This is a genomic window from Pseudoalteromonas sp. SG43-7, from assembly GCF_014164295.1.
Lineage (GTDB): Bacteria > Pseudomonadota > Gammaproteobacteria > Enterobacterales > Alteromonadaceae > Pseudoalteromonas > Pseudoalteromonas rhizosphaerae.
This window is the reverse complement of the sequence record NZ_JACJEY010000011.1, coordinates 105790-125929: the sequence shown is the minus strand read 5'-3', so window position 1 is coordinate 125929 and position 20140 is coordinate 105790. Positions and strand designations below refer to the sequence as shown.

8 protein-coding genes are annotated in these 20140 nt (G+C 39.2%); all 8 read right to left on the bottom strand.

Annotated features, from left to right (window positions below; all coding sequences use genetic code 11):
* Positions 1-197: 197 nt before the first annotated feature.
* The 8 genes from H5200_RS07260 to H5200_RS07225 all read right to left on the bottom strand — a co-directional run bounded on the left by H5200_RS07260 (position 198) and on the right by H5200_RS07225 (position 20127).
* On the bottom strand, positions 198-1628 hold the full coding sequence (locus tag H5200_RS07260) for a peptide MFS transporter (RefSeq protein ID WP_149980828.1): 1431 nt from the start codon (positions 1626-1628) through the stop codon (positions 198-200).
* A 417-nt stretch (positions 1629-2045) separates the two neighbouring features.
* On the bottom strand, positions 2046-3260 hold the full coding sequence (locus H5200_RS07255; protein WP_182717063.1) for a hemolysin-type calcium-binding protein: 1215 nt from the start codon (positions 3258-3260) through the stop codon (positions 2046-2048).
* Between the two features lie 313 nt (positions 3261-3573).
* Positions 3574-7686: a poly-gamma-glutamate synthase PgsB gene (locus H5200_RS07250; RefSeq protein ID WP_182739376.1), complete on the bottom strand. Its 4113-nt coding sequence runs from the start codon at positions 7684-7686 to the stop codon at positions 3574-3576.
* A 1-nt stretch (position 7687) separates the two neighbouring features.
* On the bottom strand, positions 7688-11935 hold the full coding sequence (locus H5200_RS07245) for a hypothetical protein (RefSeq protein ID WP_182761229.1): 4248 nt from the start codon (positions 11933-11935) through the stop codon (positions 7688-7690).
* A gap of 77 nt (positions 11936-12012) precedes the next feature.
* On the bottom strand, positions 12013-12783 hold the full coding sequence (locus tag H5200_RS07240; protein ID WP_145237330.1) for a hypothetical protein: 771 nt from the start codon (positions 12781-12783) through the stop codon (positions 12013-12015).
* Positions 12767-15040, bottom strand: coding sequence for a hypothetical protein (locus H5200_RS07235; RefSeq protein ID WP_182761228.1), 2274 nt, complete (start codon positions 15038-15040; stop codon positions 12767-12769). Before H5200_RS07235 ends, H5200_RS07240 begins: the two co-directional genes overlap by 17 nt.
* Positions 15027-18143 (bottom strand): poly-gamma-glutamate biosynthesis protein PgsC/CapC, encoded by a 3117-nt coding sequence (locus H5200_RS07230; protein ID WP_182761227.1) that lies wholly within the window; start codon positions 18141-18143, stop codon positions 15027-15029. Before H5200_RS07230 ends, H5200_RS07235 begins: the two co-directional genes overlap by 14 nt.
* Positions 18136-20127 carry a hypothetical protein gene (locus H5200_RS07225; RefSeq protein ID WP_182717069.1) on the bottom strand — a complete coding sequence of 664 codons (1992 nt, stop codon included), beginning with the start codon at positions 20125-20127 and terminating at the stop codon, positions 18136-18138. The genes H5200_RS07230 and H5200_RS07225 overlap by 8 nt, the downstream gene beginning before the upstream one ends.
* Between the last annotated feature and the right edge of the window lie 13 nt (positions 20128-20140).

The window sequence follows — 20140 nt, the reverse complement described above, 5'->3', positions numbered from 1 at the left end:
CTCGCATTAGGCTCTTTACGTGATAAAGCTAAAAGTTGCTTGGATTTTTCTAAGTTCAATTTAGTAAAAGTAGATAAGTATCAGTGTGCTAATTAGATCACATAATTTGGCAGATTGGTATTAATCATGGTGATATAAATAGAGCAACAAAAATCCCCACAAGCGTCATAGCTTGTGGGGAGATAATAAACACAGAGTTACGGTTTTTCAGCAACTACTTCAAGCTCTTCAGCTAAAATGTGTTCTTGTGTTTGTGGCTCGTGTTGACCTTCAGCACCGTGCATCCACTTAACAAGCTTATCGCTTAGTAAGTACATGATCACAGCAGAGAGAACAGCAGTGGCACCTAAACCAATAAAAATGCCTAATGCGTTATCAAGCGCTTCTTCGCCTTCACCTAAGAATGAACCAACGAAACCTGCAATCTTATTTGCAACCGCAGTACATAGGAACCAAATACCCATTAGCATTGATGCTAAACGCAGTGGTGCTAGTTTACTCACCATTGATAAGCCGATAGGTGATAAACATAATTCACCCAGAGTATGGAATAAGTAAAATAACACTAACCACATCATGCTGATCTGTAATGGCTCACCGTGACCTTGAGTCATAAGTGCTAAAATCATAGTGATGAAACCAAGCGCTAAAAATATCAACGCAATGGCAAACTTAACGGGTGAATTAGGTTCACGTTTATCAAGTTTTAGCCAAACGATGGCAACGATAGGAGCACAAATGATAATGAAAATAGAGTTTAATGATTGAAACCAAGAGGCTGGAATTTCAAAGTTGAACAACATACGGTCTGTGTAATCATTTGCGAATAAATTCATCAAGCCACCGGCTTGCTCAAAACCCATCCAAAATATGATACTAAATACACTCATAGTGAAAATAACTTTGATACGGTCAGTTTCTACTTTAGTTAGCGGCTCTTTGGTATCTGAAGTTGATTGTGATTGCGCTAATTTAGCTGCAGGAACAACACCAATATCACCTAAGTATTTATTACTTAAAACCACTTGCATCGCCACAGATACAAGCATACCAACACCTGCTACAATGAAGCCATATTGCCAACCCATAGATGCAGCTGCGAAACCCGCAACAAGTGGACCAAGCGCACCACCTAAGTTGATACCCATATAGAAGATTGTGAAGGCGCCATCACGACGTTGATCACCCTCTTTATACAAGTCGCCAACCATAGTTGAGATGTTAGGTTTAAATAAACCGTTACCCATACATAATAAAGCAAGACCGATATAAAATACGTTTTCTTGTTGGCCGGCTAACATATCGTGGGGGATACCCATAGTAAAATGGCCAGCAGCCATTAGTAGACCGCCTATGATAATAGCTTTTCGTTGACCAAGTACGTTATCAGCTAACCAACCACCAAATAATGGAGTGATATAAACCGCCATTGTGAACGTACCATAAAGGCTTAGTGCGTCTGCATTACTCCAACCAAAACCACCGTCTTGGACAATAGCAACAAGATAAAGTACTAAAATGGCACGCATGCCGTAATAACCAAATCGCTCCCACATTTCTGTGCCGAACAACAGAAATAATCCTTTAGGATGCCCTAAAAAATCACCTGCTTTAGGTAATGAACTCATATTTACTTCCTAACTCAACGTTAATTATTGCGGCCTTATATTTTTTGCTTTGGTCGTTCATGTGCTTTCAACACAAATAGAACGGGTGGCCATGAATATTATTTTTAATGCAGCTAAGGTAATGGTTTGCTCACTAAGATTGCTTAGTGGGTAAGAGTCACACCCTTATCCTAGCTACAATTGCGCCTAAGTATACATACACGGGCAGTGCAGGGGAAGTGCTTGCGATAGTTAGATTACTGATGGCTTTAAAGCGTCAGCGTAAGGCACTAAGGGGCTTTGCGGTAATAAGCGTAATGAAATGACACTTGCTCATTTTTTGTATAGCGGGTAAATAAGGTAGCATTGTGTAACAAATACTAAAAGCCGAGTAATAAATTACTCGGCCTTTAAATAAAGACTTATTAACAGTGTAAATTAGTTACAGTAGTTACTATCAACAAACGTTAAATCATTAACATGTGAAGGGCCATCCATAATGAATGTTGCCGCCGCAGTATTTTGATCTAATCGGTAAATTTTAGCGTTCTCGCCTTTTACACGTCCTGAAACATAAATTGTGCCATCTGCAGCAATTGCGATACCAGATGCTTGATCAACACCATGCTCACCAATTAAAGACAACTCCATTGAACCTTGGTCAATAGTATAAAGTGCTTTACCGGTAAGAACGTAAAGAACATTATTATCAGCTGAATAAGCAATATCACCATCAGCGAACGAATCACCAGGGAAAGTTAATTTACCAAGTACTGTTTTATCACCTGTAGCTAGGTCAAAATCGTACATGTATGTTTTGCTTGTGGTACGTAATGTTGTGCCATCAGCGTTCATTGCAGAGCGGTAAATCGGGTACGAAGTTGCAGATGTAACCAATGCCTGCTCATTCGTAGCAAGGTCAAGTGATAAAATTTGCGAGATTTTAGTCGAGCTATCTAATTGCTCCATGAAATATAAAACACCATTATGTGATGCAATATTTGATGCCGTGTTACTTAAACCCGTTACTTTAGAGTATGTGTTTGTGTCAGTATTGAAAAAGTAAACAAATCCTTCTTCATTCGTACCGAAGTTATTAATACCGTATAAGCCAGATGCACATTGGCTAGTTACTTTAACATCATCAATAAACGCACCTAATGAATCAGATTTACCTGCGCCGATAAATTTAAGTTCGGTTGCTGCTGAACTTGCTTTTACAGTGTACGTAAACTTTTGCCAGTCTTTGGTGGTTGAATTTAACGTATCGAGTAACTCACCATCCCAATATACTTCTGCTTTATTAGTATTTGCATCACCACTTACACGTGCTGAATAATAAAAGCTTACTTCATAGTTATGATCAACATCAGTATTCAATGTTTGCGAAACGCTATAATTAGCTGTCGAATCTAACTCTAAATACTGGCTGCCATCTTGAGGTTTGATAAGGCCAAGCTTATTGGTTTGGATTTCAAACTTAGCATTGTTTGAACGTTGCCAACCTGAGACTTGATTTAATAATCCCCATGTTCCAGAAATTGTTGCAGTGTTTTCAAAAGAACCATTTGCTACTAGGTTCGTTGATGCTGCTGCAAAGCCTGAAGCGATCAATAAAGGTAATGTTGCAAGCTTAAACAATGAGTTTTTCATAGTACTTTTCCTACCAAGTAATTCATTTTGTTTTTGTTAACATTTTAATTAACAATTCATGGTACTATTTTGCTATAAATATTGGGTTCGGTCAAATGTTGAACATGAGCGTTTTCGCAATAATTCACTACTTTATTTGTCTTTTTTAAATAATTCATTTGCAAACAGTGACTTGCTGAATGTAATTACTTTGAAAATATTTTACTTATTTTATAACTAAAATTTTAGCTGAAAATTAAGTTAATACATTTGTTTAGGTCGGTATGCCTTAATTAGTAATTAAGGCTTTGTAGGTTTTTACGGTATGATTAACTTAGCTATTATCTTTATTTGAAAATGTTAACCAGCCGGGCTTTTGATTGCGATTTAGCTTTCCTAAGACCGTAATAGCTTTTTCAAGAGTAATACGCTGGGTTGCGATATCTTTATAAACTTGGTTGGCAATTTTTTTGCGTTTAACAGCAGCCCCAGCATCTAAAAATGATTCAGCCACTTGTCTGGCAAATCTTTTTAATGGGCCTTGTTGCTGGCTGTCGGTTTTATTGTCTAGCTGTTGCTGATGTTTATTCAAACGTTCATTAATATGCACAAGCTCTGCTTGGCTGTATTCATTTTGCGCATGATGCATTTTTTTTATCTCTAATAACGCACTGCTTAAATAAGCATGCTCAAGCTGACTAAATGTACTGATCAGTGATAAGCGCGTTAAGGTTTTTTTAAACTGTTCAGCTGAGCAATTGTTATCTAAAAGCATACTTATGCTATCGTAAATCTTTTGCCATTGTTGCCAGCCATAAACATAGCCTAAGCCAGCTCCTTTAATGTTTTGCATACCAATGATGACTTGGTGACAGTGAGGCCTCGCAAGTGCCGTTAGCATGATCGTTAATTGATCGGGGGTGACCTTGGAGTTAGTAATTAATATGCATTTACTTTTGACTAATTCCAATAATATTGTTTGTAAATTATGTTGATTCTTTTTTAAATCACTCAACAAAGGCCGCATCTGTTGATAGCTTAAATAGTGATTAAAAACATCTTGCAAACTTATCCGCTGCTGTTCACTTAATGTTTGTGCCTGTCCATTGAGCCAATCAGTAAATTGCTCTGCATTATTCAAGGCGGTAAATTCTTTTGCCTGGTAGCTACCTTCAAGTGCTTTATTCATTATTTCGGCAACTGTATCTGCTTCTTTAATGCAGTGTAGCTGAGAGCACAACAATTCTAATTCCTGTAAATCATTATTACTAATTATTCGTTCAAAGCGCTCAGCAAAAGCGTGCAAGTAATAGCTATAAAAGCCATCAACATTGGTACCAATGACAACCATTTTATCAAACGGTAAATCTTCGACGAGCATCTGGGCAAACACTTTTGAACGTGCTACACGGTCATTTCGGTTGTTAATCAAGGCGATGGTTTGTTTACTTGGATCCTTGCTTAGGCCAAATAAATCTAAGCGTCGCCAGTTCTCTATGGTCGCTAAGCGTTCATTGGCTGACATACTATTAACGAATGACATGCTAAAATGTGTAAAAGGTACAGGGCTAAAGTGTTGTAAAACACCAATGTCAGGTACTATACGCTGTGCTGTTTCTTTAAATACAAAGTCTTTTTCCAGGCCAATGTAGGCTGCCATCTTACATACTAAAGCAATATTATCCGGGTGCTCTTCATATGGGTAAAGTGCTCTAATGTCGGGTGTGATTTGATAACCATCGCCCCAATGTGCCTGAATTAAGGTACTGCTTTTTTGTGTAGCGTCTTTATCTAAAATAGGGAACATGGTTTGTTCGCTAGTAAAAACCTGACTTTTGGGGGCGATAAAGTTTGCCATTTCTTTAGCCACATCAATACCTGTTGGTCCTAATATATCTTCATGATCAGGATAGGCATTGGTAATAGTTGAAAAGTTATCTTGCATCCACTGCCTGAGTATTTTGACGTAGCGAGGTGTTAAGCCCATGCACTCCCATAAAAAGACATCTGCTTTGACATTTTTAGCAAAATGTAAAACATCACTTTGTTCCCAAATACTGGCTTTATCAAATGGGCGGAATAAAGGCACTTCAAATTGTTCACCATTGGAGCGAGCATAAATAAGGGTTGCTTCGCAGCCCGTTGTTTTCGTTATTACTTTTAACGCAAGACTGCTGAACAGCGCGGCTTTTAAGCGTTCAGTGCCAGATTTACCTCGGGTGCCCCAACCACCAATACAGACTGGAATTGCTTGACGGTCGGTTTTTATACGTCGGCTTATGCGAATATGACGTCCCCAAAAATAAACCATAAAACCAACTACAAAAAAGATAAGCTGACCAATACTGTTTTGATAGATTGAGTAAAGATACTCTTTAAAATTCAGCCAAATATTTACCAGTAGTGGAGAAAAACTTAGCTTATTATAAAGCTTACTAATATTTGGCTCTACATCAAACGTACAACCGAGTTGTTCACCATAGGCTTTAAATTCAAAACTAAAACCATGCTTATTGAGTGCTGTCAGGTAATTGTTTTGCTCTATTTCGTTACCTTTACGTTGCGTATCTAAACTATCAATATTAATACTTAGCCAAATATAACTGCTAATTCGCTGAAATAATGACTTTGGCGGGGTAATTAATAAAATACCATCTGGCGTATAGGTCTTTGCTGGCTGTTTTAAATTGTCTTGGCTCAGTACCGAGAGTAAGAAATCAGGTAACGGTAAATGTGGCCGCGCTGAGTATTCATCAGTATCAAATAACGGTTCGCCAGGAACATTGGTAGTGCTTATCTCCGCTACAGAGCAACTAGGCACATGCATAAAGGCAGATGGTTTTCGGGCTTTGCTATGATTAAAGCTTTGGCGTTTGTCTGTGCTTGGGTTGCGCCATTCATGTATAAAACGCCACAACCTAAACGCATAACGATAACCACTGCGGATCTGCCATGTTAATTTATTTTTACTAACATTGTAGCCTTCGCTTTGCTGAGCTTTACGACTGAGTAAGCGACCAAGTAACTCTTCATCTAATTCTTTATCGAGCTGAGATAGGGTTGCAGAGTTTGGTAATACTTGCTCTAACTCAGCCATTAAATTTTGATGCTCAAATGCAACTAATTGCTCTCTGGTACGGCTGATAAAACGGCGAATAGCCAGCACCGGCTCGCTCTGCAATCGTTCATTTAAACAATTGATATAAGTTGTGAAAACGCTATTTGGTTGGTTTGTCTCTAATTGTTGATTGAGCATCATACGAGCAGTGAGCTCTAACGTTAAACGTTTAATGGCAAAGCTTTCATTACCACTTAATAGTTGCCACCAGAGTTTGAATGCAAAGTTGTCGGTATCTATACGAGGGCTACTTAGTTGTTTAACTAACGTAAAGCGCACGGCATCAACGGTTTCTATTTTTAATCGTTCGGTTAATAAATTTTGTAAAAAACTGACAGAAAAATTACCAGCTTGCTCTATAACACTTTGCCTTACTCGTGGATAACTGTGTTCGGCTAACTGCATTAACAGGTTTTCACATAAGTGGCTCAATGTGTTCTGGCTGGTTAAAATTTTTGGTAACGCAGCTAAAATAAATAACCGTTCTTCAGCATTAAGTTGGCACTGATCAGTTTGTTGGATCAGCTGCTGCATAAATGCACGAATGTAGGTTGGCCGTTGATGGATCAAAATTTCTAATATATCCAAACGGGCTAAATGCGGTGTATTCACCTCTTCTAATGCTAATACTAAGGTTTCAATTAAATTTGCACTTAGCTCTGGATCGCCATCATAGTTATGCATCAGTTGTACTTGATTCGCTAAGGCACGGTATAGCGCATTTCTTACATGTTCATTATCGGTCTTGGTTAATAATTGTAAAAAGAAGCTCTCTAAGTCCAGAGTTTGCCACGCTTTTGCTATATCGTTTGAAGATTTTTTTAAATAGCGATTACTTAAGTCGCCAAGCTTTCCAATTAAAAATTTAAGAGTTTGTTCAATATCAGCGACTATATCTTGGTAACGGTTGATCACAGCACCTTCGTCAAACCAACGATTAAAGGCAAGTTTATCTTGGCGTAATTGTTCAGACGTGGCGCCTAGTTGCTGAGCGTAATCTAAAATATGGAATTCACGTTCGGCGCTGATTTCTGCATGACTGAGTCTTTCAATAAAAAGCAGATAACCGGCATCCAACTTTTGTAAACTTTGCTGTTTATGTTCTACGCGATGACGTAGAAAAGCAATTGCTTGGCGCAATAGCCAAATATCCTGATCTTCGCCATCGGGCATATTTTGCAGCAATTCCCACTGCGCTAGTTCATCAACAAGTTGACGGTATTTTTGGCGATAAAGGTCCAGCCAAAAATTAGCAATATCAGCAAACAATAGATGTTCTAAGCGATCTTTTAATTCGCTAGAGGGAGTAACTTTCTTGGTGTTTGCCATATTAATTCTGCTCTAAAAAGTGATTGAGTTGCAGTGACTCAAAAATAATTTCGTCGTGAGAGAAAACACCAAAACCGGTGTCAGCTATATTGCCAGTCGAAAACTCGAGACTGATGTTATGGTCATTTCTAAACCAATTTTGGTCCCAACGTACTTTGATCCACCCTTGTGAAAAGTTACCTAATGGCAGCTGTTTTCGCCAACCTACACTGGTGATGTATTGCCATGTGCTATTAGGGCGATGTTTATCAGCAAACTTATAGTAACTGGTTAATCCGGCTTGGAAGATTTGCCCTTGATAATATTGATGCCAAGATGCGCCAAAACGCAAAATATCTAGGCTTGTCCAATCGGCATTGGACGTGCTGCCGGCGAGAAAATTAAAGTAACTATCAACCCACGGTTGATAGCGATATTGATATTCGCCTCGCCAACCATGCGGGTGATCTTCGCGATAAAAATTATAAATGTCTGAATTGAGTTTAGGATCAAATAAAAAGTCTTCAATATTAGCACTGCTGTAGCTGTAGAATGGACTTATTTGCCATTGATGACGATGACTTTCATCAATGCGCCAGATCTGACCAATCTGCACATAGGTATTAAATGCATATTGGCTGTCAGTGTCTGCTTGACTTGGTTGCCATGTGGTTTGCAAGGCGCTGTCGACGTACCAAGGACTGTCATGATCTTGCCAAGAATGATAGCCATCAATCGAAAATAGTTCGCTATCTTGTTCGCTCAAAGAGTAAGTAAGATCAAGACGATACCAATTCTCATCGTCACTTAATCGAAACCTAGCGCCAACATCCATACTATGACGAATAGGGACGTTTTCGCTAGATTCAAAAATACCTCGGCGGTCATAATTAATAAATGCTTGCCAGCTTAAGTCGTCTGGATGAAACTGTGCGACCTCAGTTTGCAGGGCACGCTGAGCAACGGGCAGTTGGTAAATTACGGTGTTTGCGAAGCTGTTTTGCTCGGCTTCAAAATTAGATATTTTATGATTGCTTTCACTCAATTGCCAAGTATATAAGCGAACGTGCTTGATGCTGTCGGTGCTGACTTCTATTTTACCTGCTGGGTGGAAAAAGCTGCGTTCAAGGCGTTGTTCAAATTCACCAACAATACTGCTTGGGAGCATTTGCTCGAGCTTAACTAAGCGATCGGCTGGTAATTGTGCGATTAAATGCCGCTCTGGCAGAACAGTGTAAAATAACAAGTTATTGCTAAGCGGTAAGTCATACCAGCGACCATTACGGTACTCTTGTGCGCTGATTGTCATCATTTGTGATAAATAAGGATTAAGCCATTGCAACGAGAGCACATTATCGGTTAGCTCAGTTTTATTAAAACCAAATGCAGTTGGTTTATCAGGCTGTATTGACCAAACTTTTTCCGATGTGGCTAATTTTATTGCAACGTTCGCGACATTCCCTTGGGATAAGTCAGCCGCTGCAGATAACTCTGCGACCGAAAAATGAAAGTTTAAACGAATTTGTTCTGAGCGGGTTTGGCTCAAGTCAATATGTAAATCATGATGTGGGCGTAAGACTAATCCTTGCGTAAAACCGCCTTGGCTACTGGTACGCAGTAATTGGTCGCTATAGCTACTCTCATCTTGAGAATCCACAGCAATGAGTTGCGTGCCAGCAAAGTCAGTATAGTCTTGTAGAGGAACCCACTGGCCATAACTTTGTATACGTGAAAATAACTGCGCGAGTTGTGGAGGTAAGCTCAGGGCATTTACTTTCGCTAAAACTTGCGTGTACTCATTGGTGGTTAGCGTTTTATCCGCTAACTTAAATAAGGTATTATTCAATAACGTCTGCATGTTGATATCGGTGTCATATAGCAACGCCATAAATGGTGTTTGCCAAAAATAGCGGGTTGCCATATTTTGATAATTATACGTCGTCGTCAATGGCTGCGAGAGTATTTTATAGGAAATAAATGTTTGTTGATCACTATATAAGCGAACTGACTCACCAGCTTGTAATGTGATCAACGCGTCACTGGAGATCGACAGCGGTTGAGCATCATTGCGTAATAGGGTTTGCGAGTTAATATCAGAAAAAATTGGCAGTACAGTGTGTTGCGCTGATTTTGATGATTGCGATGTCTGTTGTGCAAACAACCAGCTCATTTTATATTGACCATTTTGAACACTGGTACTGCGCGCTCTTAGGGCAATTGTGAGTGGTTGGCTTTGCGCTTTGAATGTTACCGCTTGGCTTTTATTAACCACCAGTGCTTGTATTAACCCCGTTGGGCTGGCAAGCGTTTGCGTGCCTGGGTAATCAAGTTCGTAGCTGGGCTGTTGAATATCTGCTTCGCTGTAATCGCGCCAATTTAATTTTGCAAAGCTTGTTTGCAATGCCGCTTGATTAGGTAAGTCATGACTTAACCACAATGCGAGTAAGTTTTTTTGTTGTTTGATTGCAAGCGCAATCAAAATGTTCCTACATGGCGCTAATAAATCTAAAGCATTGGCACATAAACCTTGCAGTTTATAGTCTTGCTCTAATGCTTGATATTGTTGTATCAACTGATTGCCAGCATAGGATTTGATAGCCACTTCTTGGCTGCTTTTGTAGAGCCCTTCAAGGTAGCTTTTGGCTAAAGCGTCGCGCCCTTGCGCCATCAAAATAGTGAGGCGCAATTGCCACGCTTTAATTGCAATATCTGTATTGGGCACGTTGACTAATTTTTTAATTAATTGCAGTGCCTGAAGTGGATGCTCTGCCATTAAATACTCAGCTTCACCGAGTTGATGTTGCCAATGCATAGTATCAGTGGAAGTTATTGCCGCAGTTTTTGTTTTCAGTGGTTTATAAGGGAGCAGTGCGGCAGTAAACTCATCACCGATTTGGCTAATTTGCTGGGCCAATAAGTTATGAATAAGATTACTTTTTTCTTTTAGCGTACCTGCTTGTGCATAGAGCAATTCATTATTTGGTAAATCTAGTAATTGATCACTTTGCATTACGTATTCAATTGGTTGGCGCTGTTGCTGAAGATTCTGAATGCTTAATTGAGTTGTTGTTAAAGGCACGTTTAACTCAAAAGCGGCAAAATTTTCGCTTTTTAGCAAGGTTAAATGCCATTTTAAGTTACCACTGCGAACTAACAATTGGCTATCGACAATGCTGCGCGCATGCAGTGTTATCGTCGTTCTCACGCGCTGTTTATTGTTTAGAGAAAATTGATGCTGTTGCTGGCCTAATTGATGTATTTGCGCATAGTGCTCTGATAGTACAGGGTAGCCAGTATCATCAACCATCCGCAGTCCGCTAAAGCTATCAAACTGCTTAAATTGACTATTAAAGTACGCTTTATCCTGCGACTTCGGAACAAGAAAATCGCGAGATGAAATTGTGCTAAGTAAATCTTGATAACGACGTTGCGAAAGTAATTCACCACTTTGATAAGGTGAATTGTTTAGCTGTGATAAGTCGTGTTGAGAGTAGATAGTACGCAGCGTGTTGTCTAAATTATTAACCCAATATGGTTGAAACAAACGTTCTTGTTGCTTATCCATTGCTTGATCATCAAAAATTGCTCTGTGATTTTGCTCAAGTTTAATATAAGCGTCTGTTTCACTACGTATAGTTAGGTATTCACCTTTATCTATTGCTAAGTAATCGGTATTGGCCAAACCAATGTGTTGGTCACTATACTCGCTGGCGCGACTGGCAATAACACCGAGCACACTGATCGGTTGCTCATTTACATAGGTATAGACTTTGCCGTTAATATCTTTATTTAGTAAATCTTTGCGCACAGTTAGTTTTAATTTTTTAGCGTGTTGAAAGTACAGTTTTACTTTTTCGCCCGCTTTAAAGTGATAATAATGCTCAATATTTTGACCATATTGTAAACGAGTTACCGCTCGTGGTAGCTTTACGGCGCGACGGAAGCTATCACGGTGACGGTTTGTTTCACCGACCATTGCCGTTAAGGTTACACCTTCATCAAGGTGATTGGTGATTTTTAAAATGCGGTTATATGATGCAATCGGTAACTGACACTTGGCTTGTTCACAGATAAAATCGCGACTCACATTGAGTCTCTGCTGGGCAAGGTGACTGGTACCCGAGCTGTAAATAAACGAATTAAATGTTGTACTATCCAGCTCCAGCCATTGACCTTTTGCCAGCCAAAGATAACGACTTTGTTTAGCTTCAAAATACATCGCTTGCTGAGATTTATCTAAATGCACGTTAGGTGTCACATTTAGCCACATAGGCGAACTCAAAATATTGTCATTACTGGCTAAGCCGTGTGGGCTCAAAGTAAGCAATAGGCTGAAAATAATAGCAGTTATAGCGTAATGCATATTTTAAATTGACTCATCAAAGTAGGCTGTTGAACAAGTTGCGCGCGTAATATATCACTTAATTCAATATGGAAAAATTCGCCATTGCTTGGCAGAATTTTATTTAAAATATTTTTTGTGCCGCCAAGCTCTGTAACTTCTAACGGATATACATAACTGGCAAGTTGTAATTTGTCAGTTAAACACTGGCTTATTTGCTGTAATTTAGCTGTAGCTGGCTTGGCACCATGACTGATTATTACATCACTATTGCGTGCTTTTTTAGTGTGTCGTTTTTTTGGATCAAAGCCGTGTATCTGATAAATAACGAACTGATCGACTGTGTTGGCGTAGCTTTGAATAAACGCATTGGTAACACTGTAGTGGTATTTACCTAGATCACTTTTTTGTCCATCAGCTGCAAGTGTATTGCGATGTATGGTATTGGCTAAGAAAACCTGGCATTCAGTAAATAGAGCCATCGCAATAGGGTAGCTGTGTTTGTCAAAATAGCGGTGCGGAGCATAGGCAATACACTGACTGCCACTCGACTGGTATTTTATTTCTCCTGCTATAACGTGTTCATCTTTCGTTACTAAAGTTAACGCTGATGTTAGTTCGTTGCCTTGCGCCAAGTTTGTTTGCGTGCTCAGCCATTGCGCTAGTTGGGCTTTTGTAACCGCATAGGCACCATTTTGTGATGACGAACTAGCGTAACTTGCGCTAGTTAATAACAGTAATATTATCGCAAGTAACCGTTTAGCTTGCATCATCATTCCACCACCTTATTTTTACTTCTTCGTTAGCGTACTCTTCTAATACTGCGATCCAGACGGTTTTATTGCTTGTAATGGTTAAACTGTTGAGCGCACGAACATCAGCATTGAGCTGTTGAGTAATTGCCGGGTAAGCAAATAGTTGACTGTCTTTTGGATGGATCAAAAAGGCATCACTTAAGCGGCTCGGCTGAAGTCCATAGCGCTTGTTTGCAATACTATAATCATGGGTTAAGCCACTTTGGTATTTAGCACGTTGAGCAATATCGAGGATAATGCTCTGCTCAGCATAATGGCTGTACGCTTTTAATACCACACTGTAAGGGCGTTGCGTTGGATATGCTAATTTTAGTGGCGTATTTGCCGTAAGTTTATACAACCGTTGTTTGAGCCACGGGCGTTGCCCTTGCCAGTTTTGATAAATGTGTTGGGCATTTTTTTCAATACTTGCCAGTTGTTCAAAGTCAGTGTCTACTAAATTTACTTCTCTGGCTGTTTTGTTGTTTAGTTGATAAACCACACTGCCTGGATCTGTACTTGGCGCATTAGTCGCCGCTTGCAGCAGATGCTTATTTTGCAATGGTGCAAAGTTATAAGGGCTGGGCTCAGTAACTGGGGTAAAATATTTTGTTGGGCTATTGACCAATGCGACATTAGAGATCGGTAATTGTTTAAACAGCTCTCTTGATTGATAGAAACTGTCTTTAATTAGGATCTCTGGTGGCTCTTGGAAAACTCGGATATTGACGTAACTATCTTGTTCAGTAAAGTCGTAATGGTTATCAGCTTGTTGCTCATACCAAGCGGCAATATCATGAAAGTTTGGATCTTCAATACATTGCGTATGGCATACCGTACGTTGATAGTTAAACTGGCTATTACGTGATTTGACACGTACAAGAGTCGGTTGCTCAGTTGTAATTACCAATGCCGCTGCACGTTCGTTAAGACGTAAATAAAAGCTATTTGCTTTAGGGATTTTTTCTCGTTGTGTGGAATCTAGAATAACTCGATCAAATTCAGATAATTCATCGTCATAAGAAATAGTAAAGGTATCAATTGGCTGATTATTTTGATCATAAACAATCACAGTAGCATGACCTCGACTAGATGATCTGAGATCGATGTTAATATCGCTACTTCCTTCAAGTGTGAAGCGAGCATTTAATAAGTTACTTATTTGATAGTAACCATCTTGTGCGGTCGTTAACGGTTGTAGTGAGCTAAAAGACCAATTACTTAACAGTGGCTCGGTGCTGCATATAGTTACTAAACCAATATCTAATGGCTCGGTAATAAAGCTCAGTGGCTGCGCTGTATTTGCGCGATAAAGCACAGTATGTGGTGCAATAAACTGACTTAAATCATACCAAGTTAAATTGATTTCAGCTGATTTGTCCAGACTGAAAATAAGCGAATCTGGCTGTTTTAGTTCAATGCTCGCACACAGTGTCGCATCGGTGTAATAGTCATTTAAATTAAGTTGTTGCTGCGCAAAGTCATAAGTAACAACATTGTAGGGCAGCGTTTCATATAAAATGTCGGCTTTAAAGTCGATCCCAGGAATACCTTGTGGAGCAAGTTTTAGCCATGAATAGGTAACTGCATTGTTTATTTCTGTGGTTGATAACGCATTAACCCCAATACTGTGATATGCGCTGCTTCGCTCTCTTCGCTCTAATGGTAACTTGAGCCACGAGCTGTATTTATCATCATTATCGTTATGTGTTTTAGCATGGACTCGCACTACAACTCCCATAACTTGGCTATCTTCGCTAATTAACTTTAATGATACGCTGGTAACGTTCTTTAATTGTTCTGGGCTGATATAAAAAGATTGCCCAGATGAGACCTGTAAAGCTTGCCGATTTTCAATAATTTGCTTTATTTGTTGCTCATTGTCGGGAGGTGTTAGTTTTGACGCATGGTGATAGACATGACTACTAATTACTTGTTTTTTTTCATTTAAGAATGCGTATTCAATGGCATAGTTTATCGGTTTATCTAAATCCTGTGGTTCAGAAAATATCGCATTTGATAATACTCGGATCGAGTGTGTTCTAGTGCTAGAAAACGAAAAAATCAATGGTTTTTCAGTGCTTAGCCATTGAACGTTAGAGCGTGTCTCTTCATCCGAACGGCTAGTTATAGGTTCAGCTGACTGTATCCACAGATAAAAACTAAACAGCGCAAAACTAAGCCCAGTAAGTATTAGGAGCAATATGAGTATTTTTAAGAGTCGTTTAATAAATTGCATACGATCCCTCAATCATCATAGTGTTAAAACGGTTTTGGTCAGTGAGACGGTTTGTTATCGGATTAAAAATTGCCAACAGCTTACCTTTTTGTCTGATCGCGAGGGCATACTCTTGGCGGCCTTCAAATTCAATTGTTTGTAATTCACAGTTAGCGAATGGTTTACATAGTTGTGCCAGTGCCGTCAAGCGTTGCGTGCTGGCATAATGCTCAATCGTTTTTAAAAAATGACTTTGCTGCTGTGAACTTACAGCTTGCCAATTGGCAGGCGATAATGTGGTTATATTCATTACTTTAATTGTTGGTTGCGCTGAAATCGCGAGCAAGCGTTGTAAAAGACTTTGCTGGTTAACAGAAAATTGCTGTTTAAAATCAGATGCAAGCCACAGGGTTGCTAGTTCGCTGTGGGGAGCAAATATTTGATAGCCAGATTGCGGCGACGTACCAAGCTCTAAACCTCTTGTCGCGGTTTGGCCTTGCACAGCTTGGTAATCAACAGCCAAATCTTGCAAACTGTGATTAAGTGTTTGTAAAAGATGCTGGTGGGCGTTATTTGATTGCGTATATTCAAAAGCCAGGGCGGTGGGTCTGATCCATGATGGTGCACTGTGACTACGAATTTGTAAGTTTAAAATGGCATTATTTTGTGCAAACCGTAAATAGCTTTGATGAACCACATTAAATAATGAATCAACGTTATTGGGTAATAATACATTCGCTTGTGGATGCGCATAAGGATGGGCACCGGCGATCAGTAAATGCTCTGCCCGGCTATTTACAAATAGTTCAGTGGCAAACTTTAAGGTATTACTTTCAAATAATGGTCGCGGTACTTCAATATTAAGTTGGGTACTTGATGTCAGATTGATGACATAGAAACCTTGACCATAGGCTATTGCAGCCCCATCAACGAAAGGGGCGATAAGTAAAAAGCGACCTTGCGCGTTATTGAGTAATGTTAGCTGATAGCCCATTAGTCTGGCTGTGGCATTAATTTGATTTAGTTGATTGATTATATTCTCATCTACATCTTGATCCGTCAGCTTAGTTTTTAAACGGTATAGAGGGTGTAATATTTCAAATTCCCACAAGGCGGCTTGATTTGCCGTTAATGGTTTATAAGCGCCACTGCCTTTAGCGGTAATGTTGTCAGCAAATAGCTCAATCACTTCATTCAGGCTCTGCGTTGCATAGCTAATTGCGTTGTCCTCGTTATTACTTTCATCACGAGATATGTTAGCTAATAACGTAGTGTAGTTATCACTATTTAAAAACACTTCAAACAGCTGGCCATTAAAATTTGCTGCAGGTAAAGAGCTATTGGTTGCTTGACCAAAAAAAGTCTCTTGATGTCCTAATAGCTGTTGGATCAAACGTTGGCTGAGTGAGCTTGGTAACTGATTGTAAATCCAATACTGACTTGTTGCGCCGACAGGGGTTTTGATTAACAAACGATTTGTGCGATTGTTAACTTCCCGTACTTGAAATAGTTGCTCAAGCCCCAGCGCTTCAATAAATGCTAAATAATAAGGACTTTGTTTATTATTATGAGTTAATTCCGTCGTTGGTGTAGCACTGGTACCAAATACTAAGGCACGACTGTCAAAGTGTGAAAATATAAGCCCCGCAGAGTCGCTCGCTAAACTTTCTGAAGTGGGAAATGGTACCGTGACTATGAAATCTGCGCTTGGTTTTCGAGAAATAACAAATAACCCGCGTTGCGAGGTTTTTCTAGCATCGCGAATGTAAATATAACTATCATCAAATTGCAATTGAAAATCAAGTTTAGCTAAGCGCTGTTTATTCAGCAGTAAGTTTTCTATTGAATTAGGGGCTTTATTAATTTCATAAATCGCTTGTTTAAAGTTATTTTTGTCCTGACTAGCTTGATAACTGCTGATGTCTAGTTGTCCTTTATTGCTCGTATAAAGGTAGCTTTTATATTCACTGATCTGTTGACCAAGAGCGCTGACTTTGTTTGTGCTTTGCAATTCTTTAATGTCAGTTGTAACAAATAAAGAAGGGATAAACATGATAATAAAGCCGATCACAATGGCTAACGCACCGCCTAGGATTGAAGTTTGAAAGGTGGCTCGGATCACTAAGCCTAGTGCGCTTTTTTGATATATTTTTAATGCTAAAAGCGTAGACAGCATATAACCAAAAGCAAAGGTATCGGTAACTTTTATTTCAGGGTAGTAGTGCACCACAAAATAATTTAAAAATAACTTATAGATAAAACCGATATTGAAGAAAAATAGCAATAATCTTGCACCTTCAATATTGGCATTACGTAACCGCGTAAAGTTTAATAGCGAAGCACCAATGATCAGTATAATGGCTGTTTCTGCAAAGGATGTGAGCAATTTAGTTGGCTGCATAAGCTGCAGCGCCAATAATGCGGGTAGCATAATGCCATTAAATTCCCAGCCATATTTAATATTGGCACGCGACGCAATAAACGCAGTGATCACCAAAATAATATAGGCTTTTGGTGCCGCTATAATTGATGCGGCAACCGCTTCATACATAATTGCTAAATTGGCGATGCTAAAGTTAGTCATTGGCATGAGTGCAAAACGAACTAATAAGAAAGTAATTAGTAGCTGAACAATGGTAACTTTCATGCCGTACTTAAAGCCACCATTCCACATCACGTTGGCAGTGAGGGCGATAATAACTAACCCCAGGGAATAAAGCTGTGATGAATAATCAAAGGTTATATCCCAACCGCTGAGCACGTTAGCAATCAATGGCCAAAACAAAGTATCCATGACTACACGCACTAAAATACTGATCAAGATAATGGCAAAAAAGCGGTCACGACCAAACATCTCGGCGTAGCCAAATCTTTGCATTACGTACTTAGCGCTAAAGAGCATTAAGCCATACACTACTACCGCTTCAATTAAGATAACGGCGGCTGAGGTTGGGCTAACAATAAGTAGTGGCACTAAATAACCAGGCACAACAAGCCCAGTAAGCGGAAAACCAAATCGTAAATTTAACAAACAAACAACAGTAATGCCTATCCATACAGTGGTGATCACCGATTGACCTAAGCCACCACCTGCTGGAAACAATTGTAAAATAAAATCACCCACTAGTTGATGGCTCCATCAAGTTTTGAGCGTAAAATTGCTGTTGTTTGCATAATGAATCACACAGTTGTTTGCTGTTGGGCATTTGCTCAATAAAAAACGCAATATCAATAAACTCAAATAAAATACCTGAAACCTGAAATGGCTCGCCAGATGCATTTTGTAGATGACTTGCATCCATTGCTCGAACATTGAGTATATAGGTATTTTCATCAAGCTTAGCTTGAAGATAAATATCGCCTTTTTGTAAGGTGATAAAGCGTAATTTACCTTTCGCGGTTTCAGTATCTAAATCAGTAACTAAGCAGAGCAAATCCAATGCTGTCATATCAAAAATAGAGAATTGATGCTGCGCAGCTAGTTTTTCTAACGATTTGTTTATTTGCACCACTTGACCAAATAAATTAAATAATACAGTCGCAGAGCGAACATTATTAAACACATGCTCTAAGGTCGTTAGCTTTTGTTCCATTTCCGCTATCGACGTTTTCACTTGCTGGCTGAGCGGTTCTTGTAATTTCAAAGTGAGTAGTTGAGATAGGGCGCTATCATTAGCATTATTTTGTGATTCAATAATTCGATAATGGAACAGTAATTCACCCACTTGTCCGGCAAAGGCATTTACATTGCGCTCAAATGCTTGTTTGTTAAATTGTGCATCAGGCATTACTGTCATTGCCCAAAAACCACGCACATCACCGGCATAGATCAATGGCACGATATATTGCAGCTCACCGTCACTTAGCTCATTAAAAAATGGGCGCAAAATTGGCACAACACCAAATTCTTTTAAAGCATCTGAATATGGCGCGCGCTTATAATCGCGGCGCATTTCTTTAATATCACTAAGGTGGCAATTGACGGCTCTTATTTCGGTTAGTCGGTGATCGCCTTCTTTACGCGCTAAAAATATCGATTTATTCAAAGCAAGTTGTTGAGTTACCAAGCGAATAATCGCATCCCAAGGCGAGCTTTGAGAAATAAATGACTTTGGTAAATAGCGCCCAGCCATTTTCTGTTGAATATTCCCAATTAGGCTAGTGAGCTCCCTGTCTTCGTTGAGTTTTCTAACCAATATTACCCACACTAGTGTAATAAAGGTAAAAATGGTCATCTGGCCAACGGGTAAAAATAAATGCTGAAACACTAAAATAAAATACCCTAAGCCAAACCAACATATACTTGTTAGCACTGCAATTACGATACTGTAACTAATTGATAATTTTTGAAAAGCGAACAGCAGTAGTAAAGAAATACTAAGCAGCAGTAGGGTGCTTTGCCATAGTGTCAGTAGCGATATGCTGCTTTGCTTATCAAGTGTATCGGCAATATAAGCAGTAAGTAATAAATAGTTTGATGTCTGGGTTAATTTAGGCGCATTAAGTTTTACCCCTAAACCAGCATTATGTTGACCGAGAATAATGATTTTGTTTTGTAACTGGCTGGCCATAATGTCCATTGTCATCAGCCGTTCAGCTGAAAACTTTGGCAGTGCAGAAGGGGCTAAAGCGAAGTTAAGCAATACACTTTTGCTACTATCAAGGTCGTTAAACAGTGTCGGCCAAATTGCCAGACATGAGCTGTCAGCCATAGCGGCTAATTCAACATTGTAGCCAGACCAATCGTTTATATGTGGTAGGCAGTAGTCATTTTTAGGGTGTGGGTAAAAAACAGTGTTTTGTGCCATGTCCGTCAAGGTTTTATTTACTGTTAGTTGTTCATTAGCAAAAACCAATACTGCTTTTGGTTGATAGCTTAATAGTTGTTGTACTAGTTCATTATGTTCGCGACTTAAATGCTCACTTTCAATGATCACAACATTGCTTTGCTGGCTTTGTGTAAGATTTGCTAAACGGCTATAGAAAAAGGCATTTGATGAATTAAACAGTGATAATGAATTTGAGATCACCACAATGATAAACAGGCAAATAGTAAGCCAAAAAGAACGCTGGCGTTTAAGTAAAAAAAACTGTTGTTTAAAAGCCACGATTAGATCCAAA

Coding starts and splice junctions, on each gene's coding strand:
- H5200_RS07260 (WP_149980828.1), bottom strand. CDS start 1,628: ATGAGTTCATTACCTAAAGCAGGTGATTTTTTAGGGCATCCTAAAGGA.
- H5200_RS07255 (WP_182717063.1), bottom strand. CDS start 3,260: ATGAAAAACTCATTGTTTAAGCTTGCAACATTACCTTTATTGATCGCT.
- H5200_RS07250 (WP_182739376.1), bottom strand. CDS start 7,686: ATGGCAAACACCAAGAAAGTTACTCCCTCTAGCGAATTAAAAGATCGC.
- H5200_RS07245 (WP_182761229.1), bottom strand. CDS start 11,935: ATGTGGCTAAATGTGACACCTAACGTGCATTTAGATAAATCTCAGCAA.
- H5200_RS07240 (WP_145237330.1), bottom strand. CDS start 12,783: ATGATGATGCAAGCTAAACGGTTACTTGCGATAATATTACTGTTATTA.
- H5200_RS07235 (WP_182761228.1), bottom strand. CDS start 15,040: ATGCAATTTATTAAACGACTCTTAAAAATACTCATATTGCTCCTAATA.